Source organism: Ilumatobacter sp., from assembly GCF_039969435.1.
Classification (GTDB): domain Bacteria; phylum Actinomycetota; class Acidimicrobiia; order Acidimicrobiales; family Ilumatobacteraceae; genus Ilumatobacter_A.
The window spans coordinates 491,181-512,804 of the sequence record NZ_JBDVNU010000006.1 but is presented as its reverse complement, the minus strand read 5'-3'; the positions used below and the strand labels follow the sequence as shown (position 1 = coordinate 512,804).

Genomic DNA, 21,624 nt, shown 5'->3' with positions numbered 1-21,624 from the left:
CTCACGTGTCGGTGTCCCTCGTGAGCAGCAGGACCTGGGAGGCGACGATGGCGATCCCGATCATGCTCATCCACGATCCGAGCGGGATGCCGAGAACCATCGCGGTCACTCCGAGAGCGAGTGCGAGCGGGCGCAGGCTGGCCGTCGGGTACACGCCGACGATGCCCGTGAGGTCGCTCGCGTCGACGTCGGCGCGGTCCTCGACCCGTTCGTCGTGCCTGCGACTCCAGTCCCACGTCCACCCCGCCACGAGCCCACCGAGGCCGGTGGCCATCAGCAGCAGCGACACGCCGGTCGTGTCGCCGCCCACGAGCAGATAGGTGACGCCGATCACGACGAAGTAGACCGTCACCCCCGTCCACAGGATCGCCTCGACCCTCACGGCTCGTCACCCTCCTCGACGTCGTCACCCTCGACGACTGGCGCCTCGACTCGCTTCTCGGCGGCGTCCGCGTCCTCGACGGCGTCCGTGTCGTCGACGGGTTCCTGGCCTTCGGGGACCTGCTCGATCGGACGTGGACCGTCGGTCTGTGTGCGCTCGTCCTCGTTCGACCACTGGTGCAGCGGCAGCCACTTCTCGTCGTGCTCCTGGCGGGCGTGCCACGCCTCGGCCGAGGTCGGCGCGCCCACCCCTTCGTGATTGATCCAGCGCAGGTCGAACACCGGGCGCTCCGACCGGATCGGCGGCATCCACGTGAAGTTGTGTTCGGCAGGCGGTGACAGCGTGGCCCACTCCAGCGAGTTGGCATGCCAGGGGTCGGCACCGACCGTGGCCGGGCTGCGCAGCGAGCGGACCACCGAGATCAGGAACGGGACGAACGAGGCGGCGAGGATCACGAACCCGAAGGACGAGATCTTGTTCCACAACTCGAAGTTGTCGAGCGGACGGTAGTCGGACACCCGTCGCGCCATCCCCTCCCGCCCGAGCAGGTGCTGGACGAAGAAGGTGACGTTGAAGCCGATCATCAGCAGCCAGAAGTGGATCGAGCCGAGCCGCTCGGACAGCAGCCGACCCGTGACCTTCGGCCACCAGAAATAGATCGCCGCGAACATCGCGAAGATCACGGTGCCGCCCATGACGTAGTGGAAGTGGGCGACCACGAAGTAGGAGTCGGACAGGTGGAAGTCGATGGTGGGCGACGCGAGCATCACGCCGGTCACTCCCCCGCCGACGAAGGTGACGAGGAACCCGATCGAGAACTTCATCGGTGCCTCGAAACTCAGCGATCCGCCCCACATCGTGCCGATCCAGTTGAACACCTTCACGCCGGTGGGCACGGCGATCAGGGCCGAGGTCAGCGCGAAGAACGGGAGCACGATGTCACCGGTGACGAACATGTGGTGGGCCCACACCGACGTGGAGAGCGCCCCGATCCCGAGCGTCGCCAGGACGAGGCCCTTGTACCCGAACACCGGGCGACGCGAGAACACCGGGAAGATCTCGGTGACCACACCGAAGAAGGGCAGGGCGACGATGTACACCTCCGGGTGACCGAAGAACCAGAAGAGGTGTTGCCACAGGATGGGCGAACCCCCGGCGACCGGATCGAAGAAGTGGGTGCCGAACTGGCGGTCGGCGAGCAACATCATCAGCGCCCCCGACAGCACCGGGAACGCGAGCAGCACCATGAACGAGGTGATGAACAGGTTCCAGGTGAGGATCGGCATCCGGAACAGCGTCATGCCGGGCGTTCGCATCATGGTCACGGTCGCGATCACGTTGACCGCGGTGACGGTGCCCGACGTACCGGTGAGGATGATCGACACGATCCACATGTCGGCACCCAGCCCCGGGCTGCCACCGGCGCCGGACAACGGCGGGTAGGCGAACCATCCGAACGAGGCCGCTCCCCCGTCGCTCACGAAGCCGAGCAGCATGACCGCACCGCCGATCACGTACAGCCAGTACGAGAACGAGTTGAGCCGCGGGAACGCGAGGTCGGGCGCCCCGATCTGCAGTGGGATCAGATAGTTCGCGAGGCCGAATCCGAACGGAACCGCGAACAGGTACACCATGACGCTGCCGTGGATCGTGAACACGCTGTTGTAGGTCTCGGGGCCGACGATCTGCAGCCCGGGTTCGGCCAGCTCCGCCCGGATGATCCCGGCGAGCGCGCCACCGATCGCGAGGAAGATCATCGACGTGACGACGTAGGCGATGCCGAGCGCCTTGTGGTCGGTGGTGGTGAGCCACCCCATGATCGTGCGCGGCAGACCACGCGGGCCGTGTGCGTCGGGGTCGCCCAGGAAGTCGTCGATCTCGACGAGCTTGCGATCGTCGTGCTGACCCATCACCTCGGGGTCGACGACCGGGTCGCCGGAGGGCGCCGGGTCCAGCGTGGTCATGTCTCACCATCCTGATCCTCGGCCTGATCCTCGGCCTGATCCTCGGCCCGATCCGCAACCTGATCCGGGGCCCGATCCTCGGCCTGATCTCCGGCCTGATCTCCGGCTTGCTCAGCGGCGCGCTCGTCCAGCCAGGCGTCGAACTCGTCGGGTTCGAGCACCAGCACCGAGAACTGCATCTTGGCGTGGTCGAGCCCGCAGTACTCGGCGCACACCCCGGCGTTCGGGTACGAGCCGGCCTCGTCGCCGATGTCGACGCTGAACGAGGTGAGGCGACCCGGGATGATGTCCCGCTTGAACCGGAAGGCGGTGACCCAGAACGAGTGGATGACGTCGAGCGACTCCATGTCGAAGCGCACCGAGGCGTTCGCCGGGAGCACCAGTTCGGCGACGTCGGTGTCGGCACCGCCCACCACCGTCACCCCGGACTCGGGGTACTCGAACTCCCACTGCCACTGGAACGCCGTGACGTGCACGACCAGATCGGGGTCCTCGTCGGTCTCGCTGATCGACCGCTCGGTGACGAACGTGACGGCGAACAGCCCCATGATCACCACGAACGGGATCACGGTGTACGCGACCTCGAGCGGGATGTTGTAGTGCTTCTGGCGCGGGAGCCGATCGTCGCGTCGCCGGTAGCGGATCACGACGTAGACCACGAGGATCAGTACGAACGCGAAGACCCCGTAGGCGAGGTACAGGAACAGGTTCCACACCCACTCGGTTTCGACCGCCTGATCCGTGATCGGTGGATCGAGCGTCCCGGCCGTCTCGGACACACTCATCGTCCGACCGCGTTCTCGGAGTCGACGTCGTCATCGGCGTCGCCGGCACCATCGCCCGCACCATCGCCCGCACCATCGTCATCGGCGTCGCCGGCGACATCGTCGGCGTCGTGTCCGTCGGCATCGGTGGTCGCCGCACCCGAGCGGACGGATTCCCGGGGCGAGATGTCGTCGAAGTGCCCGGGGGCGGCACCGCCTGCCACCATCCAGTCCTCGATGTGGTCGTGGGGGATGTGGTAGCCGCCGTCCGCGGCACGTTCGATCGGGACGCGCCGCTCGGTCCGCTCGGGCCCAAGCCGGTCGCGCAGCGAGATGCACACCCACCTCGCGATCACGAACGCGATCGGCGGCGCCAGGATCAAGCCGAACTGCAGCACGCTCGTGACGTGGCCGACCGACAGGTTGACGGTGCGCGCCACGACGTCCTGGGCTCCGCCGAGGAAGAGGATGGCGACGAAGGTGATCGATGCCGCTCCGATCGCCGTGCGGTTCGGCGCATCCCTCGGTCGGTCGAGCAGGTGGTGGTCACCGACGTCGCCGGTCAGTCGCCGTTCGATCGTCGGCGCCAGGTAGAGCCCGCCGAAGATGATCGAGGGGATCAGGATCCCGGAGAACACGAGCGTGTTGATCACGTACCCACCGACACGGATCTCCCACGGCGGCACGAGTCGCACCGATCCCTCGAGGAAACCGATGTACCAGTCGGGCTGGGCGAGCGACGTGGCCGCCGCCGTGTCGTACGGGCCGTACAACCACACCGGGTTGATCTCGAAGATCGCTCCCATCGCGGTGAGCACGCCCGCCGTGAGGAACAGCAGGCCGATCGACTTCATCGCGAACGAGGGCCACACCCGTTCCCCCACCACGTTCGACTCGGTGCGGCCGGGGCCACGGAACTGGGTGTGCTTCTGGCGCCACACCAGGCCGAGGTGCACGGCGAGCAACCCGACGATGGCGGCGGGGATCAACAGGATGTGGACCGGATAGAGGCGTCCGATGATGTCGGTCCCCGGCCACTCGCCGCCGAAGATCAGGTATGCCAGCCGTTCCCCGACGAAGGGAATGGCCAGGATGATCCCGTTGGTGATCCGCAACCCGGTTCCCGACAGCAGGTCGTCGGGAAGCGAGTACCCGGTGAACCCCGCTGCCAGCGAGAGCACGAGCAGCGTGAGCCCGACGGACCAGTTCATGTCGCGCGGGCGGCGGAACGCCCCGGTGAAGAACACCCGCGCCATGTGCAGCGCAATCGCCCCCATGAACAGCAGCGCCGACCAGTGGTGCATCTGACGGATGAGGAGGCCGCCCTTCACGTCGTGGGAGATCCGCATCACCGAGTCGAACGCCGCGGACACCTCCTGGCCCTGCAACGCCTCGTAGGAACCCGTGTAGGTGCGCATCTCCTGGGAGCCCTCGTAGAACAGGGTGAGGTACGTGCCGGTGACGAGCAACACGATGAAGCTGTACAGCGCCAGTTCCCCCCACAGGAACGAGAAGTGCGACGGGAAGACCTTGCGCAGGCTCTTGGTCAGGAACGTGTTGCCCCCGGTGCGTCCGGTGACCGACTCGACGTACCGCTCGACCAGACCGCGACGACGATCGACGGGTTCGGCTCGACGCAGCAGGCGGGGACGTTGCTTCGGGAGGAAGCGTGCGAGCGCCATCAGCCTTCGTCCCAGGTGATCGGGCCGACCGGACGGTCGAAGTCGCCGTTGGCCACGAGGAATCCCTCGTCGTCGACGCCGAGCGAGAGTTGTGGCAGCGACCGCGGCGCCGGGCCTCCCACCGGCCGGGCCCCGTCGGTCGGGTCGAACACCGACTGGTGGCACGGGCACACGAGTTGACGGACCACGTCGGGTTCGCGGTCGTCCACACCGAACAGTCCGACCGAGCAGCCGGCGTGAGTGCAGATCTTCGAGTAGGCGACCCAACCGTCGAGGGCACCCTGTTCGATCGTCGACGCGCTGAGCAGTTCCTCGCGCAGCCGGAGCAGCACGACCTGGGAGTCGTCGCGCCCGATCATGCCGTCGGGGAACACGGTCGCGAGTTGGTCGAACACGCCCGAACTCAGTGCGACCGGCTGGCCGTCGAGGGTCACCAGACGGCGCCCTGCGACCCACCCGGTGCGGTCGCGCTCCCCGCGAGGTCGGGGGCCGAGCGAGCCGATGGGGCCGACGAACCCGATGGCGAGGCTGGCGAAGGAGCCCCCCAGCAGCCCGACGAGGAGCTTGCGGCGACCGACGGTCTGCTGGGTCATCTCGACCTGCCCGGTCAACTCGTCCCGCTCGGCCGCCGTGGGACGCAACGGCTCGCGCTGCTGCACCACGTGCTCGTCGAGGTCGAGGTACTTGGCCCACGACACGAGTCCGAACCCGATGCCGCCGAGAGCGAGGGCGAGTCCGACGCCGAGCAGCGTCTGGGTCTCGCTCGTCCAGTACGCAGCAGCAGCCAGCAGCCCGCCGGCGACCGCCACGACGAACGCGACCGTGGCCGCCCGGTAGGCGCGCAGGTTCATCTCCTCGTGAGGGACCGCCACCCACTCCGATGTCGCTGCGTCGTCGCTCACGACGCGGTCGTGCCCACTGCGGGCGAACCCACCAGTGTCGCTTGCACGTGGTCCGTCCGCTCCCGTTCCGCTCGTCTCCGATCCGCTCACGAGGGCGCCATCTCCTCTTCGTCGTCGTCGATCGGGTGAGCGAGGTCGTCGAGCTGGGCGTCGTCGTCCACGTCACCGTCCGGTTCGAGGGGGTGGTCCCGGCCGTCCTTGGCCTGGCCGATCCACCGGGTCAGCGCGACCAACGGGAGGAGAGCGAGGATCCACGCCGCCAGCCCTTCGGCGACGGGCCCGGCACCACCGAAGCGGCTGGCCGACGTGGTCTCGGCGTCCTGCAGGGCGACCTCGATGTAGGCCGCCACGTCGGCGATCTCGTCGTCGTCGAACTCACCGAACACCGGCATCGACCCCGGACCGACGAGGATCGCCTCGGCGATCTCGGTCGACGTGGCCAGCTGCAGGTTCGGAGCGCTGCGGCCCCCACCGATCGGTGCGCCGGCGCCGGACGACACGTGGCACGCCGCGCAGTTGAGCCGGTACAGCTCGCCGCCGTTGGACACGTCGGCACCGGCGATGTCGACCTCCGGTACGTCGGGACCACTGCCGATCGACGCCACGTACTCGACGAGGGCGACGATCTCGGCCTCGTCGTACCGCACCGGCCCCCGGCGCGCCTGGATCCCCGGCGCGGCCAGCGGCATCCGCCCCGTCCGCAACACGAAGTCGGTCGAGGCGCCGCCTTCGGGTTCCAGCGTGGGACCGCGATCGTCGACGCCCCGGGCGTCGAGCCCGTGGCAGCTCGAACACTGCGTCTCGAAGAGTCGTCGCCCGTCGACGGGCTCGTCGACGCCCGCCTGCTCCGATCCCTGCTCGACTTCCTGCTCCGGCGGGGTGGCCGGTGCAGCGGAGGCTCCCGGTGCCGACGGCGACAGGAGAGCGACCGCGGTGAACAGCCCGGCTGCCGCGATCGGGAGACCGAGCATCGCCGCCGACGCGGTCGAGCGCTTCAACGGATCACCCAGATCGTGAGGAAGACGCCGACCCAGACCACGTCGACGAGATGCCAGAACAACGAGATCCCGCGAGCCCACGGCGTGATCTCGTCCAGCGAGCGGGTGCGCGCAGCGCGGACGTAGAGCAGGCCGAGCGCGCACACGCCACCCAAGACGTGCGCCGTGTGCAACCCGGTGAGCCCCCAGTAGACGGATCCGTAGGGGTGGTCGTCGGCGCGGAAGTCGAGTGTGGCGTACTCCGCGAACTGATTGACGAGGAACCCGGTACCGAGAGCGATGGTGACGATGAGCCAACGCCGCATCGACCGACCGTCACCACGTTCATGGGCCCGGTCGCCGGCGACCAGGGTGAACGACGACGCCACGAGCACCACGGTGGCCGCCACGGCTCGCGCCACGTCGAGTTCGGCGCCCTCGGGCGGCCACTGCTCGGCCGTGGACCGCAGCAGGAAGTACGCCGCGAAGAACGGGGCGAACAGCATCACGTCCGAGGCGAGGAACACCACGACTCCGAACTGGCCCGTCGTCCGCCCAGGCGACCGCGCCGGCGTGCGCTTCGCCTCGGCAAGGGTCATGTGTCGAACGTAACCCGCAGAGCAGCGTCGTGGGAACGAAAACTCGGAATTCCGTGGCGGGGGCGATGCAGCCGCTGTTCCCGTCAGCACATCCGGGCGACTCGGCCGGATGCGCTGCCAGGAATCGCGTCTCGTCGTGTCTGTGAGCACATGTCCGCAACTCGCACTGATGTGCTGACACGAATTTCGGTGCCCGATCGACCGTTCGGTCAACTCGTGGAGCGCTCCAGCCGGATGACGATCGACTTCGACGCCGGCGTCTGTGCGACCGGGCCGTGGTGGTCGAGTGGCACGAGCACGTTCGTCTCGGGGTAGTACGCGGCCGCCGTCCCCTCGGGCGTCGGGTAGTCGACGATCCGGAAGCCGCGCGCCCGACGTTCGGGTCCCGACGCCGACGTGACGAGATCGACCCGGTCGCCGGACGCGAACCCGAGACGAGCGATGTCGTTCGCGTTCATCATCACCACGTGCCGGTCGCCCGAGAGTCCTCGGTAGCGATCGTCATGACCGTAGATCGTCGTGTTGTACTGATCGTGCGAACGTGTCGTCTGGAGGACCAACTCCCCGTCGCCCGCCGTCGGCGTGACCGCACGACTGACGGTGAAGTGGGCCTTGGAGTCGCTGGTCTCGAACGTGCGTGAGTCCCTCGGCGGGTGCGGCAGTTCGAACCCTCCCGGGATCCGGACGCGCGAGTTGAAGTCGTTGAACCCGCCGACCGTGCGGCCGATGTGCTCGCGGATGACGTCGTAGTCGTCGCCCATCTCCTTCCAGCGCACCGGGTGGTCGGCGCCGAGCAGACGCTGCGCCAGCCCGGTGACGATCGCCACCTCGCTGCGGGCGTGTCTCGACGGCGGCGGCAACATCCCGGTCGACGCGTGGACCATGCCCATCGAGTCCTCGACCGTGACGAACTGGTCACCGCTCGCCTGGCGGTCGACCTCGGTGCGACCGAGTACCGGGAGGATCAGCGACGTCTGGTCGGTCACCAGGTGCGTCCGGTTCAGCTTGGTCGAGAGGTTCACCACGAGCGACGCATCGCTCAGGGCGCGCTCGGTCCGGTCCGTGTCGGGTGTGGCTCGCGCGAAGTTTCCGCCGAGTCCGATGAACACCTTGGCGTGCCCGTCCTCGAACGACCGGATCGCGTCGACGACGTCCACCCCGTCGTCCGTCGGCAGGGACACGCCGAACTCGTGCTCGAGGGCCGCCAGCATGTCCGGCTGCACCTTCTCCCAGATCCCCATCGTGCGATCGCCCTGGACGTTGGAGTGCCCGCGCACGGGACACAGCCCGGCGCCGAGTCGACCGATGTGTCCGCCCAACAGGTTCAGGTTCACGATCTCCGCGATGGTGTCGATCGCGCCGACATGCTGTGTGATCCCCATCGCCCAGCACACGATCAACCGCTCCGCCGACGCCACGATCTCGTAGGCCTGGTCGACCGCCGCGGGGTCGAGTCCCGTCTGTCGCAACAGATCGTCCGCGTCGACGGACGCCAGGTGCGCACACAGTTCGTCGTAGCCCGACGTGTGGTCGGCGACGAACCGTTCGTCGACCTCGCCGGCCTCGACGAGGCGCTTGTTCCAGAGTTGGAAGAGCGCATGGTCGGCACCGAGGCGGATCGGCAGGTGGACGTCGGCGAGCGGCGTGCCGACGCCCGACAGGCCACGAGGAGTCTGTGGGTTCTTGAAGTTCAGGAGGCCGGCCTCGGGCAGCGGGTTGATCGAGACGATCCGTGCCCCGTTCTTCTTCGCCTCCTCCAACGTCGAGAGCATCCTCGGGTGGTTGGTGCCCGGGTTCTGGCCGGCGAGGACGATCGTGTCGGCGTGCGCGAAGTCGGAGAGTCGAACCGATCCCTTGCCGATGCCGATCGTGTCGCTCAGCGCGGCCCCGGTGGGCTCGTGGCACATGTTCGAACAGTCGGGCAGGTTGTTCGTCCCGAAGCACTTGGCCATCAACTGGTAGACGTAGGCGGCCTCGTTGCTCGAGCGGCCCGACGTGTACAGCACCGCCTCGTTCGGGTCGTCGAGCGAACGCAGGCGATCGGCCACGAGGTCGAGGGCCGCGTCCCACGAGACCGGTTCGAAATGCGAACCGCCGGGTTGCTTGACCATCGGTTCGGTGAGTCGGCCGACCCGTCCGAGCCAGAAGTCGGATCGTGTCCGCAGGTCGTCGAGGTCGTGTGCAGCGAAGAACTCGCGGTCCACGCGGTCCGTGGTCGCCTCCTCGGCGACCGCTTTGACGCCGCTCTCACAGAACTCGATGTGCTTGCGTTCCGACGGGTCGGCCTCGGGCCAGGCACACCCCGGACAATCGAAACCCGACGGCTGATTGATGACGGCGAGCGTCCTCACGGTTCGGCGAACGCCCATCTGCGAGATGGATCGCTTCATGCTCGATGCGATCGCCGGGAGCCCGGTGGCCGAGGTCTCGGGTTCGGACACCTCCACGTCGGATGCTTCGGGTTCACGGATCGAGCGGGAGGACATGGGTCCATTGTCTCCACATGCGGAGCCGCATACACGTTCGTGCCGACGATCACCACGATCGGCACGATCGCCCCGCCGCCCCTCCGATCGAAGCACCAGCACGCGTCGTCGAACGACTGCTCCGTGGAATCCACCTCAGGCTGGGGGGATAGCTTCGACCCATGGAACACCGCAACCTCGGCCACACCGGAATGATCGTCAGCCCGCTCTGTCTGGGGGCGATGATGTTCGGCGCCTGGGGCGAACCGGACCACGACACGTCGATCGGCATCATCCACCGGGCCCTCGACGAGGGCATCAACTTCATCGACACCGCCGACATCTACTCGCGTGGGGAGTCCGAGACGATCGTCGGCAAGGCGCTCGCCGGGGGCAAGCGTGACGACGTGATCCTGGCCACCAAGTTCCACGGGCCGATGGACATCGAGATGGGCGAGTCCGGAGGCGACCCGAACCACCGCGGCAACTCGCGACGCTGGATCGTCAAGGAGGTCGAGGAGAGCCTGAAGCGTCTCCAGACCGACTGGATCGACCTCTACCAGGTCCACCGACCCGACACGGGAACCAACGACGACGAGACCATCTCGGCGCTGACCGACCTGCAGACCCAGGGCAAGATCCGAGCATTCGGTTCGTCGACGTTCCCGGCGCACCGCATCGTCGAAGGGCAGTGGATCTCGGAGAAGCGAAGCCTCGGCCGGTTCGTCACCGAGCAGCCGCCGTACTCGCTGCTCGTGCGCGGCGTCGAGGCCGACGTCCTGCCGGTGGCGGAGAAGTACGACATGGGAGTCATCCCGTGGAGCCCGCTCGCCGGAGGATGGCTCAGCGGCAAGATCCGCAAGGGCGAGGGTCAACCCGAGACGAACCGATCGAAGCGGCGCCCCGGCATGTTCGACATGTCGAACCCCGCGATCGCCCGCAAGCTCGACGCCGTCGAGGACCTCGCGCTGCTGGCCGAGGAGGCCGGGATGTCGCTCATCCACCTGGCGATCGCATTCGTGATGCAGCACCCGGCGGTGACCGCGCCGATCATCGGACCACGCACCATGGAACACCTGGAGTCCCAGATCGGCGCCGCCGAGGTGAAGCTGTCCACCGACGTCCTCGACCGCATCGACGAGATCGTTCCGCCCGGGACCACCCTCTCCGATGGCGACACCGGCTACCAGCCCGATGCGCTGCAGGATCCGTTCCTGCGGCGTCGGCGCACGGCCTGATCGGCCGTCACGCTCACCCGCCGATCAGGCGGGTCCGGCGCCGAGCACCCCACGGACGAAGCCCTCGCGGCCGGACCTGACCCGCCAGTGGACCCACCGACCGCGCTTGTCGCCGTCGATCAGACCCGCCTCGGCGAGGATCCTCGTGTGGTGGCTCACCGTCGGTTGCGACTTGGCGAGCGGCTCGACGAAGTCGCACGAGCACACCTCGCCCGATGCGGCGATCAGGCTCAACATCTTCAGCCGGACGGGGTCGGCGAGGGCGGCGTACGTTCGGGCCAGTTCGGCGGCGGCGGCGTCGTCGATCGGCGCAGCGGTCAGCGGGGCACAACAGTCGATCTGCTCGGTGAGTTCCACGTCTGAGTTCCCCTTCGGATCTTTCACATTGACATCTGTCGATCTATTGGTACGATCGTCACATCGACATCCGTCAATCTATCATCAGCTCATCGAAGGGGCCACCATGTCACGCATCCAGCTCGCACTGAACGTCTCGAACATCGACGAGGCGGTCGAGTTCTACTCGAAGCTCTTCGCCACCGAACCGGCCAAGCGCAAGCCCGGCTACGCCAACTTCGCCATCGCCGAGCCGCCGCTCAAGCTCGTGCTGATCGAAGGCGAGGCCGGGGGGACGCTCAACCATCTCGGCGTCGAGGTGGAGACCGGCGCCGAGGTCGAAGCCGCCGAGGGCCGCCTGTCGGGCGATGGCCTCGCCACGACCGGCGTCGACGACACCACGTGTTGCTATGCGTTCAAGACCGAGACGTGGGTGCACGACCCCGACGGGGCCCCGTGGGAGTTCTACGTGAAGACGGGCGACGCCGAACAGATGCGCAACACCGTCCACCGCGCCGCTGACGGCGCGGAGGACAACGCGCAGTGCTGCGCACCGGCTCCGCAGACAGCGTGACCCGCACCACGACCACCCCACCCGAGCCGGCCGTCGTCGCCGCCGCCGAGCTCTCGACCCTCGACCGGTATCTGCCGGTCTGGATCGGCCTGGCGATGGTGTTCGGCATCGGGATCGGACGCGTGCTCCCCGACCTCGACGACTGGCTCGACGAGATCACCATCGGCACCGTGTCGGTCCCGATCGCGATCGGCCTGCTCGCGATGATGTACCCGGTGTTGGCCAAGGTGCGCTACACCCGTGTCGGCGAACAACTGGGTGACCGACGCACGCTCGGGCTGTCGCTGGTGATGAACTGGATCGTCGGCCCCGCGCTGATGTTCGTGCTCGCTTGGACGTTCCTGGGCGACCTGCCCGAACTGCGGACCGGGCTGATCATCGTGGGGCTCGCCCGGTGCATCGCGATGGTGCTGATCTGGAACGACCTGGCGTGCGGGAACCGGGAATTGGGAGCCGGACTCGTGGCGGTCAACTCGGTGTTCCAGATCGTGATGTACTCGGTGCTCGGCTGGTTCTACCTGACGGTCCTGCCGGGCTGGCTCGGGTTCGAGACCGAGCGTCTCGACGTCGGCATCTGGGAGATCGCCCGTTCGGTGTTGATCTTCCTCGGTGTCCCACTGCTCGCCGGTTTCCTGACGAGAACCATCGGCGAGAAGCGCAGGGGCACCGTCTGGTACGAGGAACGCTTCCTGTCGCGCATCGGGCCGGTCGCCCTCTACGGGTTGCTGTTCACGATCGTCGTGCTGTTCGCCCTGCAGGGCGAGCGGATCACCGATCGCCCCGTCGACGTCGCCCGAGTGGCGGTACCCCTCCTGGTCTACTTCGTGACGATGTGGTTCGGGTCGTTCACCGCGGGCTACCGCCTCGGGCTGCCCTACGACCGCAACGCGTCGGTTGCGTTCACGGCGGCGGGCAACAACTTCGAGTTGGCCATCGCCGTCGCCATCGCCGTGTTCGGGGTGACGAGCGGTCAGGCCCTGGCCGGCACGATCGGCCCACTGATCGAGGTGCCGGTCCTGGTCGGTCTGGTCTACGTGTCGCTCTGGGCCCGTCGCCGCTTCTACGCGAGATCCGTCGACACGAACTGACGGGGGTGCCGGACACGGGCGCCGGCATCTCGTACGATCCGAGCGCTCCCGCCGCCGCCGCCGATCTCGTCATGCACTCCCACGGACCCCATCCTTCCCACGACGGTGCGCCGATCACCGTCCGCCCGACGATCCGCCGAGCGATGTGGGCATCGGTCGCCGTGTGTGCCGTTCTGGTGCTGATCGGGCTCGTCGCCCTGTGGCCGGGGTCGTCGGACGGGGGTGTCGACCCGCTCGGTCTGGAGGGCGACCCGGTACGGGCGCAGGTGACCTCGGCACCCGTCGAGCCGTGCAGCTACGACCCGCTGCTGGGTTGCAGGATGATCGAGATCGTCGTCTCCGAGGGTGATCTCGACGGGGAACGGATCTCGTTCGAGCAGTCGATCGACAGCCCGATCCGCGACGGCGACTCGATCCTCGTCGACGTCGTCGAGAACGGCGACGGGTCCACCCAGGTGTTCTTCTACGACTTCGAACGATCCACCCCGCTGCTCCTGCTGACGTTGCTGTTCGTGGCTGCGATCGTCGTGCTCGGCCGATGGCGTGGGGTGGGCGCCCTGGCCGGACTCGCGGCCAGCCTCTTCGTGATCGTCGCGTTCGTGTTGCCGGCGATCCTCGCCGGGTCCAACGCCGTCGCCGTGGCACTCGTCGCCGCCGGGGTGATCGCGTTCATTGCGCTGTTCCTCGCGCACGGGTTCAACCTCGCGACCGCGGCCGCTCTCCTGTCGTCGATCGCGAGCCTGGCGATCACGGCGCTGCTGGCCTGGGTGTTCGTCCGATTCTCCGATCTCACCGGCCTGGCCGACGAGTCGACCGGATTCCTCGGTGCGCTGGGCACCGACATCAACCCTCAGGGCCTGCTGCTGGCAGGGGTCGTGATCGGGTCGCTGGGCGTGCTCGACGACGTGACGGTCACGCAGGTGTCCGCCGTGTGGGAGTTGAAGCGCGCCCGGCCCGACGCCGACATGAGGGATCTGTACGGCCGAGCGGTACGGATCGGACGCGACCACATCTCGTCCACGGTGAACACCTTGTTCCTCGCCTACGCGGGGGCTGCGCTCCCCCTGCTGCTGCTGTTCAGCGAAGCCGGTCAGTCGGTGTCGTCGGTGGCGACGCGTGAGGTCGTGGCGGTCGAGATCGTCCGGGCGCTCGTCGGCTCGATCGGCCTCGTCGCCTCGGTGCCGATCAGCACCGCACTCGCTGCTGCCATCCTCGGCAGCGTGACCCACGACGGCACGGCCGACGTGTCCGCCGGTCCGGCTCACGGGACGGATCAGTCGAACGACGACTGATACCGGGCCCGCAGGTCGGAGCAGTCGTCGATTGCCCGCACGTAGGGATAGGGGTTGATCGCCCCGCCCCCGCCCGGGTGGATCTCGAAGTGCAGGTGCGGGGTGGCGCTGCTGCCGGTGCTCCCCACGAATCCGATCACGTCGCCGGCCTCCACCCTCGTGCCCACCTCGATGCCGGGAGCGAACCCGGACAGGTGCAGGTAGACGAAGTAGGTGCCATCGGCGGCGGTCAGCTTGAGCCCGTTGCCCGAGATCCGGCCGGGCTGGTCCCAGTAGCGGGTGGTGATGGTGCCATCGGCCACCGCGTACAGCAGGTTGCCCGTGGCGGCGATGACGTCGACGCCCTCGTGGACACGACCACCCCCACGCGACGCGTGCCAGGTGTCGCCGTAGGCGCAGTTGCCCTGCACGGGGAACCGCTCCAGAGAGGTCCATCCCGTGGCGTCGCTCCCCGTGGCGTCGGTCGAGTCCGACTCGGACCCGCCGGACCGAGATCGGCTCGACGCTGCACCGCTCGAGACGCGCTCGAGACGCCCGATCGTCTGCTCGTCGAGTTCACCGGTGCGCTCGAGACCGTTCCAGGACTGGAAATCCGCGATCGCCTTCGTGGTCGCCGACCCGAAGACACCGTCGACACCTCCGGGAAGGAACACCCCTCCTGCCACGAGCGCCTGCTGCACGTCCTTCACCCTCGGCCCGATGTCGCCAGGCCCGAGATCGTCGGCACCGTCGAGTCCCGCTGCGATCATCGGCGGCGCAGCAGCGGTGGTCGCGGGAATCGACGTCATCGAGATCGCGATCAGCGAGAGACCCAGACTCGCCTTCTTCCAGGTCCCGCGGCGCGAGAGCGGACGTCGTGTCGGTCGGATCGGCGTGGGGCGGGTGGTCGTCGTCATTCGGGGTCCTCGGGGTCTCGTGTGGTTGTCGTCGTCGTGTGTTGTCGTGATCCCCGTCCGCAAGTCTCACCCTAAACCACAGATCGAGGGTTGTCACGACAGGAGGTCTCACACGTTCGATGCGACGAGAGGTCACGACTACACTTCGTCCGGTTATGGCTCCCACAACCGAACTCGACCGGGTCGTGGCGGACCGCCTCGATCGACACGACATGAGGTACACGTCGGGACGCCGCGCGATCGTGGCGGCGTTGCGCTCGATCGGTGGACCCGTCACGCTGCCCGACCTCCTGGCCTTCTCCGGTGAGATCACCCAGAGTTCGGCGTACCGCAACCTCGCGTTGATGCAGGATGCCGGCGTCGTGCGCCGCCTCGTCCACGGCGCCGACCATGCGCACTTCGAACTCGCCGAGGAACTGACCGAGCACCACCATCACCTGATCTGCGAGACGTGCGGCTCCGTCGAGGACTTCACGCTCGACGACGAACTCGAGCGGCTCCTCGACGCCGCGTTCGCGAAGGTGGCACGCGCCGCCGACGCGACCCCCTCGAGTCACCTGATCGACGTCTTCGTCGTGTGCGCCGAGTGCGGCGCGACCGGCGACTGATCGGTCACCGCCCCCGCACTCCGCGCCACCGGCTGCTCGACGGCCCGACCAGTGGTGCCCGGATCAGTGGTGCCCGGTCAGTGGTGATGATCGTCGTCGATGGCGATCGAGCCGTCGCCCAGGTCGAGCACGCGACCTCGGTACGCCTGACGAAGGTTCTCCGGTCGCAGCACCTCGGCCGGTGGCCCGGACGCCACGACGGTCCCGTTCAGCATGACGACACGGTCGGCTCGAGTCGCCTCGGCGAGATCGTGCGTCGCAACGACCACGGTGCGACCGGCGGCCCGCTCGTCGTCGATCGCCGACCTGATCGTCTGTTCCGACGCCAGGTCCAGACCTGCGACGGGTTCGTCGAGCAGCAGGATGTCGGCCTGCTGAGCGAGGCCCTGCGCGATGAACACCCGCTGTCGCTGCCCGCCGGACATGTCCGCGAGGTGGCGGTTCGCCAGATCGAGGATGCCGAGGCGCTCCATCACGGCGTTCACGACGACCCGTTCGGCTCTGCTCGCGGCGCCCGGGAACGTTCGGCGACGGGCGAGGCGAACCACCTCGCGAGCGGTCACGAGCAGGTGCTCCGACGCACGCTGGGACTGGAGCACATAGGCCACGTTCGCGTCGCGAGTGCCCGACGGAAGCAACCTGACGCTGCCCTGCGACGGGTGCAGGAGGCCCGCGATGACGTGGAGCATCGTCGACTTCCCCGACCCGTTGGGGCCGACCAGGGCGGTGTAGCCGGCAGCGATCTCGAGGTGAGGGACCTGCAGCACCGTCGACCGTCCGCGGTCGACGATCACGTCGGACAGGACGATCGACGGTGAACCCGCCGTCCGCGAGGCGACCTCGCTCGTCGTGTCGATGTCAGGAGAACTCTTCACGCAGTGCCGTTCTTGGGTTGCCGTTCTTGGAATGATTCCCATAACCTGCACTCATGGGAAGAGTTCTCAATACTATCGTTCTGTCGGGCCGCTCCGTGAGCGTCATCGTCCTGCTGGCGGCCGCCACCGCATGTGGATCGCAGGCGTCGGATTCGGCGTCGGACACCGACCAGAACTCGTCGGCCACCGCAGACCGACCGCGGATTGTCGTGACGACCAACATCCTCGGCGACATCGTGTCCGCTGCGGTCGGTGACCAGGCGGACGTCGAGGTCATCATGCCGCTCGGAACGGACCCGCACGACTTCGCGCCGTCCGCCCGTCAGGCGGAGTCGATGGAGGACGCCGACCTGCTGATCGTCAACGGGGCCGGCTTCGAACAAGGCATGCTCGACATCGTGGCGAACGTGTCCGACACCGGAACCGAGGTGTTCTCCTTCGCCGACCACGTCGAACTGCTCGAATTCACCGGCGACCACGACCACGGCGACGACGACCACGGCGACGACGAGCACGCCGACGACGAGCACGCCGACGAGGACCACGCCGACCACGAAGGTGGCCAGGATCCCCACCTCTGGACGGACCCGACGCGGATCGCAGCGGCCGTCGCCGCGCTGGAACCCGTGGTGGCGGGTCTGTCGGGCGTCGACGCCGAGGCCGTGGCCACGTCCTTCGACGGCTACCTCGACGACCTCGGCGCCCTCGATGCCTCGATGCAGGAGACGCTCGCCGTGGTTCCCGCTACACAGCGAATCCTCGTGACCAACCACGAGGTGTTCGGCTACTTCGCGGACCGGTACGACTTCGACGTCATCGGCACGATCATTCCGTCGCTCACGACGAGCGCCGAGTCGTCCGCCTCCGACATCGAAGCGCTCGCCGACCTGATCGACGCCGACGGCGTCCCCGCGGTCTTCGGTGAGACCACCCAGTCGTCGACGCTGACCGAGGTGTTGGCCGACGAGGTCGGAGAGTCCGTCGAGGTGGTGGAACTGTTCAGTGAGAGCCTCGGCGAGGAGGGTTCGGGCGCCGAGACGTACCTTGGCATGATGCAACGCAACGCCGACCTGGTCGCCGGAGCGCTCACGTGACCCCCGCTCACGTCCGGCGCCCGTCGTGATCGACTTCTTCCTCGACGCATTCGGGTCCCAGATCACCCGCCGGGCGCTGGTGGGCGGGCTCCTCGCGGCGACGATGACCTCGCTGATCGGCACGTGGGTCGTCATCCGCGGCCTCGCCTTCTTCGGCGATGCCATGGCGCACGGCGTGCTGCCGGGCATCGCTCTCGCCGCGGTGTGGGGATTCGACCTCACGCTCGGCGCCGCTGCCAGCGCCATCGTGATGGTGTTCGGGATCAACCTCGTCCACCGCACGACGAAGCTGTCCGACGACACCGGGATCGGCCTGCTCTTCGTCGGCATGCTCGCGCTCGGGGTCGTGATCATCAGCAGACCGAACTCGTTCGCCGGCGACCTCAACGGGTTCCTGTTCGGAGACGTGCTCGGCGTCCGTCGCGGTGAACTGGTGCTGGGGTCGATCGCCCTGATCGTCACGGTGATCGGCGTGATCGTGGGTCATCGCGCCTTCCTCGCACTCTCGATCGACGCCGACAAGGCCGCCACACTCGGGCTCCGACCCGGCCTCGCGCACGTCGCGATGCTGTTCCTGCTGTCGCTCACGGTGGTGTCGAGCTTCCGGGTGGTGGGCACGCTCCTCGTGTTCGGCTTCCTCGTCGCTCCTCCCGCCACGGCGGTCCTCCTCGTGCGCCGGGTGCCCGTCGTCATGGGTGTCGCCGTCGTCTTCGGCTGGCTCGCCGTCGTCGTCGGACTGGCCATCAGCTACCACGCCTCGACCGCGGCATCGGCCACGGTCGCCGGCATCGCGGTGGCACAGTTCTTCGTCGTGCTCATCGCCTCCGAAGTCGTCCGGTCACTCAGCGGCCGACGGCGACACGAGCTGCGAGCGAGCGTCGGCGACACGGGTGTCCCGGCGGTTCGGGCCTGACCCGGGTCGCTCATCCATCACCGCGTCGCCCGGGCCCGTCGTCGGGGCGTGAGCGGCACGTCGTCGCCTCGCTGTCCGTATCGTCGCTGCGATGTCGGGCACCGAACTCGCGATCATCCTGATCGCTGTCGTCCTCGGAGCGACCGTCAAGGCGGTGACGGGGATGGGTCTGCCGATCATCGCGATCCCGATCGCGGCGCTCTTCGTCGATCTCGACGACGCCGTGGTCACCCTCGCCTTCCCGAACGTCCTCGCGAACGCAGTGCTGGCGTACCGCGAACGCGGTCACCGCTCCGAGACGCGTGACCTCCCGGTGCTCGCCGCCGCCGGGGTGATCGGAGCGGCGATCGGCGCCATCGCGTTCGTGTCGCTGCCCGAGACCCCGCTGGTCGTCGTCCTCATCGTGGCGATCGTCGGCTACGTCGTCACGTTCTTCGCCAAGCCCGACATGCGCATCGGTCCCGACCGGTCGCGCCGGGCCGCGCCCGTGGTGGGGTGGGTGGCCGGAGCGTTCCAGGGAGCCGTCGGGATCAGCGGGCCGATCGTCGGCTCGTGGATCCACAGCTACCGACTCCACCGGGGTGCTCACATCCTCTCCGTCACCTCGCTGTTCCTGATCACCGGGTTCACCCAGTTCGCCGTGTTCGCCGCCACCGGCGAACTCGGCGGACGCGTCGGCGCGTCGCTCCTCGCGTGCATCCCGGTGCTGGCATCGATCCCGCTCGGCACGTGGCTGCGCAACCGGGTGTCCACACGCGGATTCGACCTCGCCATCGTCGCGATGCTCGTCGCCTCCGTCGGAGCCCTGGCCGTCACGACCTTCGTCTGACGGGCAGTAGGTCCTGGGCTGCAGCGTTCCTGCCTCGCTGCCGCCCGCAACCCTCCTCACGGCATCCCGGCAACCGAGACCGCGACACGCGCGATGGCCGGCTTGCTCGACGTTGCGGTATGGTGACCGCGACCAACCCGACGGGGAGTCTGCGGAACGGCAGGCTGAGAGGGTGACACGCCGTCACCGACCCGAGAACCTGAACCGGATCATGCCGGCGTAGGAATCGAGACATGAACGAACACATCGTCGTCGTCACCGGAGCATCATCGCTTCCCGATCACGTCGTCGCGGAGATTCCGTCCGCAGCGATCGTCCTGGGCGTGGACGGTGGTCTCGACCTGGCACTCGCCGCAGGTCTCAGCCCGTCCGGCCTGATCGGCGACCTCGACTCGGTGAGCGCAGACGGCATCGCGTGGGCGAAGCAGTACGCCACGATCGCCCGGCACCCGACCGACAAGAACCAGACCGACACGGAACTGGCCCTCTCGTTCGCCGCCGACATGCAGCCCGCACGGCTCACGCTGATCGGTGGCGGTGACCGCCTCGACCACACCATCGCCGCCATCGGATCGCTCTCGGCGCGCACCCTCACCGGAGTCCCCGTCCTCGACGGATGGTGGGACGGACGACATCTCGACGTGCTCCACGGTCCCGCCCGCAGGACCCTCGACCTGGAACCCGGCTCGACACTGTCCTTGCTGGCCATCGGGCCGAAGTGCCTCGGCGTCACGATCGAGGGTGTCCGTTGGCCGCTCACCGACCATCGCCTCGATCCCGTCACCGGACTCGGCGTGAGCAACGAGGTCACGTCGACCGACGGACGAGTCCCCATCTCCGTGTCGGCCGGCGTCCTCACCGTCTTCGACACACCTCGAACCTCCCCTGAGACCTCCCCCACCGAAGGAGCATCCGCATGACCGCCGATCGACACCCCCACACCACGCCCGTCGCCGCTCTCCTCGTGGCGAGCGCGATGCTGGCCGCGTGCGGAGCGAGCGACGACTCCTCGGGTGACGCCGACGAGACGCCCGCCGCGACGACGAGCGACGAGGCCGCAACGCCGGGTGCACCCGGCACCACCGACGAGCCGACGGACACGGCGACACCGGCCTCCACCGACGACCCCGGGACGACCGACACCCCGGCCCCCGACGTGACCGAGACCGTGACGCTCGTCGCGTACGAGTCGTTCCCGTCCGAGGACACCCCGATCAACGAGCAACTCGCGGCGTTCACCGCCGACACCGGCATCGGCGTCGAGATCCTCATCGCAGGCGACACCGGGACGATGCTGTCGAAGGCCGAACTCACCGCCGGCAACCCCGAGGGTGACGTGATGTGGGGCATCGACAACACGTTCCTGACGCGCGCGATCGACTCGGGGATCTTCGAGCCGTACGTGTCGCCGGGCATCGATTCGGTCGATCCACGGTTCACCGACCTCGTCCCGAACGGCGAGGCGACTCCGGTCGACTTCGGTGACGTGTGCATCAACTACGACATCGCCGCGCTCGAAGGTCTCGGTGTGGAGCCACCGACATCGCTCGACGATCTGATCGACCCCGCCTACGCCGACCTCCTCGTGGTCGAGAACCCCGCCACGTCGTCGCCAGGACTCGCCTTCCTCCTCGCGACCATCGACGAGTACGGCGACGACGGCTGGCAGGACTACTGGTCGGGCCTCGTCGACAACGGCGTCTCCGTCACCGACGGCTGGACCGACGCCTACTACGGCGAGTTCACCTACGCCGGCGGCGATCGCCCCCTCGTGGTGAGCTATGGGTCGAGCCCGCCCTTCGAGGTGCTGTTCGGTGACGGGCTCACCGAGGCCCCGACCGGCGTCGTGGAATCCACCTGCTACCGCCAGGTCGAGTTCGCCGGCATCCTCGCCGGCACCGATCAGCCCGACGCTGCGCAGCAGTTGATCGACTTCCTGATCAGCGAACCCTTCCAGGCCGAGGTCGCGCTCAACGTGTTCGTGTTCCCCGTCAACACCTACGTCGAACTGGATCCCGCATTCGCGGACTTCGCCGTGATCCCCGACGAGAGCCGGTCGCTCGACACCGAGGACGTCGATGCCAACCGCGAGGACTGGATCGACGAGTGGACCGACCTCGTCATCGGCTGAACGCCACCACACCGA

At 68.0% G+C, this 21,624-nt stretch carries 21 protein-coding genes and 1 riboswitch; of the genes, 10 read left to right on the top strand and 11 right to left on the bottom strand.

Annotated features, from left to right (window positions below; genetic code table 11):
- Window position 1 precedes the first annotated feature (1 nt).
- From ABJK40_RS03160 to ABJK40_RS03125, 8 genes are all read right to left on the bottom strand, one after another.
- Window positions 2-382 (bottom strand): cytochrome c oxidase subunit 4, encoded by a 381-nt coding sequence (locus ABJK40_RS03160; protein ID WP_348478008.1) that lies wholly within the window; start codon window positions 380-382, stop codon window positions 2-4.
- Entirely contained in the window at window positions 379-2,199 is a 1,821-nt protein-coding gene (gene ctaD, locus ABJK40_RS03155; RefSeq protein WP_348478086.1) for a cytochrome c oxidase subunit I, read from the bottom strand. Before ctaD ends, ABJK40_RS03160 begins: the two co-directional genes overlap by 4 nt.
- Window positions 2,200-2,342: 143 nt before the next feature.
- On the bottom strand, window positions 2,343-3,131 hold the full coding sequence (coxB, locus tag ABJK40_RS03150; protein WP_348478009.1) for a cytochrome c oxidase subunit II: 789 nt from the start codon (window positions 3,129-3,131) through the stop codon (window positions 2,343-2,345).
- A complete protein-coding gene (locus ABJK40_RS03145; RefSeq protein WP_348478010.1) occupies window positions 3,128-4,792 on the bottom strand; it encodes a ubiquinol-cytochrome c reductase cytochrome b subunit in 1,665 nt (554 codons plus the stop codon). The genes coxB and ABJK40_RS03145 overlap by 4 nt, the downstream gene beginning before the upstream one ends.
- Window positions 4,792-5,694 carry a Rieske 2Fe-2S domain-containing protein gene (locus tag ABJK40_RS03140; protein ID WP_348478011.1) on the bottom strand — a complete coding sequence of 301 codons (903 nt, stop codon included), beginning with the start codon at window positions 5,692-5,694 and terminating at the stop codon, window positions 4,792-4,794. The genes ABJK40_RS03145 and ABJK40_RS03140 overlap by 1 nt, the downstream gene beginning before the upstream one ends.
- An 86-nt stretch (window positions 5,695-5,780) precedes the next feature.
- Window positions 5,781-6,692: a c-type cytochrome gene (locus ABJK40_RS03135; RefSeq protein ID WP_348478012.1), complete on the bottom strand. Its 912-nt coding sequence runs from the start codon at window positions 6,690-6,692 to the stop codon at window positions 5,781-5,783.
- Complete coding sequence (locus ABJK40_RS03130) at window positions 6,689-7,270, bottom strand: cytochrome c oxidase subunit 3 (protein WP_348478013.1); 582 nt, start codon at window positions 7,268-7,270, stop codon at window positions 6,689-6,691. The genes ABJK40_RS03135 and ABJK40_RS03130 overlap by 4 nt, the downstream gene beginning before the upstream one ends.
- 209 nt (window positions 7,271-7,479) lie before the next feature.
- Complete coding sequence (locus tag ABJK40_RS03125; protein ID WP_348478014.1) at window positions 7,480-9,756, bottom strand: FdhF/YdeP family oxidoreductase; 2,277 nt, start codon at window positions 9,754-9,756, stop codon at window positions 7,480-7,482.
- A gap of 161 nt (window positions 9,757-9,917) precedes the next feature.
- On the opposite strand from ABJK40_RS03125, the gene ABJK40_RS03120 reads away from it, so the two are divergent.
- Window positions 9,918-10,973 carry an aldo/keto reductase gene (locus ABJK40_RS03120; RefSeq protein WP_348478015.1) on the top strand — a complete coding sequence of 352 codons (1,056 nt, stop codon included), beginning with the start codon at window positions 9,918-9,920 and terminating at the stop codon, window positions 10,971-10,973.
- A 24-nt stretch (window positions 10,974-10,997) separates the two neighbouring features.
- On the opposite strand, the gene ABJK40_RS03115 is transcribed toward ABJK40_RS03120, so the two are convergent.
- Complete coding sequence (locus ABJK40_RS03115; protein WP_348510137.1) at window positions 10,998-11,357, bottom strand: metalloregulator ArsR/SmtB family transcription factor; 360 nt, start codon at window positions 11,355-11,357, stop codon at window positions 10,998-11,000.
- A 79-nt stretch (window positions 11,358-11,436) separates the two neighbouring features.
- Here ABJK40_RS03115 and ABJK40_RS03110 point away from each other — a divergent pair, with 79 nt between their 5' ends.
- From ABJK40_RS03110 to ABJK40_RS03100, 3 genes are read left to right on the top strand one after another with little or no spacing between them, the layout of a single operon-like run.
- On the top strand, window positions 11,437-11,883 hold the full coding sequence (locus ABJK40_RS03110) for an ArsI/CadI family heavy metal resistance metalloenzyme (RefSeq protein WP_348478017.1): 447 nt from the start codon (window positions 11,437-11,439) through the stop codon (window positions 11,881-11,883).
- Complete coding sequence (arsB, locus tag ABJK40_RS03105; protein ID WP_348478018.1) at window positions 11,880-12,971, top strand: ACR3 family arsenite efflux transporter; 1,092 nt, start codon at window positions 11,880-11,882, stop codon at window positions 12,969-12,971. Before ABJK40_RS03110 ends, arsB begins: the two co-directional genes overlap by 4 nt.
- A 5-nt stretch (window positions 12,972-12,976) precedes the next feature.
- Window positions 12,977-14,263 (top strand): YibE/F family protein, encoded by a 1,287-nt coding sequence (locus ABJK40_RS03100; protein ID WP_348478019.1) that lies wholly within the window; start codon window positions 12,977-12,979, stop codon window positions 14,261-14,263.
- Here the strand turns inward: ABJK40_RS03100 and ABJK40_RS03095 are convergent.
- Window positions 14,245-15,159 (bottom strand): peptidoglycan DD-metalloendopeptidase family protein, encoded by a 915-nt coding sequence (locus tag ABJK40_RS03095; RefSeq protein ID WP_348478020.1) that lies wholly within the window; start codon window positions 15,157-15,159, stop codon window positions 14,245-14,247. The genes ABJK40_RS03100 and ABJK40_RS03095 overlap by 19 nt on opposite strands.
- 155 nt (window positions 15,160-15,314) lie before the next feature.
- Between ABJK40_RS03095 and ABJK40_RS03090 the strand changes: the two genes are divergently transcribed.
- Entirely contained in the window at window positions 15,315-15,767 is a 453-nt protein-coding gene (locus ABJK40_RS03090) for a transcriptional repressor (RefSeq protein WP_348478021.1), read from the top strand.
- A 77-nt stretch (window positions 15,768-15,844) separates the two neighbouring features.
- Here ABJK40_RS03090 and ABJK40_RS03085 read toward each other — a convergent pair whose 3' ends face one another.
- Window positions 15,845-16,642: a metal ABC transporter ATP-binding protein gene (locus ABJK40_RS03085; RefSeq protein ID WP_348478022.1), complete on the bottom strand. Its 798-nt coding sequence runs from the start codon at window positions 16,640-16,642 to the stop codon at window positions 15,845-15,847.
- Window positions 16,643-16,695: 53 nt separating this feature from the next.
- Here ABJK40_RS03085 and ABJK40_RS03080 point away from each other — a divergent pair, with 53 nt between their 5' ends.
- From ABJK40_RS03080 to ABJK40_RS03060, 5 genes are all read left to right on the top strand, one after another.
- Window positions 16,696-17,736, top strand: coding sequence for a metal ABC transporter substrate-binding protein (locus ABJK40_RS03080; RefSeq protein ID WP_348478023.1), 1,041 nt, complete (start codon window positions 16,696-16,698; stop codon window positions 17,734-17,736).
- Between the two features lie 25 nt (window positions 17,737-17,761).
- Window positions 17,762-18,649 carry a zinc ABC transporter permease AztB gene (gene aztB / locus ABJK40_RS03075; protein WP_348478024.1) on the top strand — a complete coding sequence of 296 codons (888 nt, stop codon included), beginning with the start codon at window positions 17,762-17,764 and terminating at the stop codon, window positions 18,647-18,649.
- A gap of 91 nt (window positions 18,650-18,740) precedes the next feature.
- Window positions 18,741-19,478: a sulfite exporter TauE/SafE family protein gene (locus ABJK40_RS03070; protein ID WP_348478025.1), complete on the top strand. Its 738-nt coding sequence runs from the start codon at window positions 18,741-18,743 to the stop codon at window positions 19,476-19,478.
- A gap of 131 nt (window positions 19,479-19,609) precedes the next feature.
- Window positions 19,610-19,721, top strand: a riboswitch (TPP riboswitch).
- Window positions 19,712-20,398, top strand: a complete 687-nt coding sequence (locus ABJK40_RS03065; RefSeq protein ID WP_348478026.1) for a thiamine diphosphokinase — start codon at window positions 19,712-19,714, stop codon at window positions 20,396-20,398. (Overlaps the previous riboswitch by 10 nt.)
- Window positions 20,395-21,609 carry a thiamine ABC transporter substrate-binding protein gene (locus ABJK40_RS03060; RefSeq protein WP_348478027.1) on the top strand — a complete coding sequence of 405 codons (1,215 nt, stop codon included), beginning with the start codon at window positions 20,395-20,397 and terminating at the stop codon, window positions 21,607-21,609. Before ABJK40_RS03065 ends, ABJK40_RS03060 begins: the two co-directional genes overlap by 4 nt.
- Window positions 21,610-21,624: the final 15 nt, after the last annotated feature.

What these genes read in the sequence shown, in the direction of transcription:
- ctaD (WP_348478086.1), bottom strand. Translation starts at nt 2,199, where the DNA reads ATGGGGTGGCTCACCACCACCGACCACAAGGCGCTCGGCATCGCCTAC.
- coxB (WP_348478009.1), bottom strand. Translation starts at nt 3,131, where the DNA reads ATGAGTGTGTCCGAGACGGCCGGGACGCTCGATCCACCGATCACGGAT.
- ABJK40_RS03145 (WP_348478010.1), bottom strand. Translation starts at nt 4,792, where the DNA reads ATGGCGCTCGCACGCTTCCTCCCGAAGCAACGTCCCCGCCTGCTGCGT.
- ABJK40_RS03130 (WP_348478013.1), bottom strand. Translation starts at nt 7,270, where the DNA reads ATGACCCTTGCCGAGGCGAAGCGCACGCCGGCGCGGTCGCCTGGGCGG.
- ABJK40_RS03125 (WP_348478014.1), bottom strand. Translation starts at nt 9,756, where the DNA reads ATGTCCTCCCGCTCGATCCGTGAACCCGAAGCATCCGACGTGGAGGTG.
- ABJK40_RS03120 (WP_348478015.1), top strand. Translation starts at nt 9,918, where the DNA reads ATGGAACACCGCAACCTCGGCCACACCGGAATGATCGTCAGCCCGCTC.
- ABJK40_RS03110 (WP_348478017.1), top strand. Translation starts at nt 11,437, where the DNA reads ATGTCACGCATCCAGCTCGCACTGAACGTCTCGAACATCGACGAGGCG.
- ABJK40_RS03095 (WP_348478020.1), bottom strand. Translation starts at nt 15,159, where the DNA reads ATGACGACGACCACCCGCCCCACGCCGATCCGACCGACACGACGTCCG.
- ABJK40_RS03090 (WP_348478021.1), top strand. Translation starts at nt 15,315, where the DNA reads ATGGCTCCCACAACCGAACTCGACCGGGTCGTGGCGGACCGCCTCGAT.
- ABJK40_RS03080 (WP_348478023.1), top strand. Translation starts at nt 16,696, where the DNA reads ATGGGAAGAGTTCTCAATACTATCGTTCTGTCGGGCCGCTCCGTGAGC.
- ABJK40_RS03070 (WP_348478025.1), top strand. Translation starts at nt 18,741, where the DNA reads ATGTCGGGCACCGAACTCGCGATCATCCTGATCGCTGTCGTCCTCGGA.
- ABJK40_RS03065 (WP_348478026.1), top strand. Translation starts at nt 19,712, where the DNA reads ATGAACGAACACATCGTCGTCGTCACCGGAGCATCATCGCTTCCCGAT.
- ABJK40_RS03060 (WP_348478027.1), top strand. Translation starts at nt 20,395, where the DNA reads ATGACCGCCGATCGACACCCCCACACCACGCCCGTCGCCGCTCTCCTC.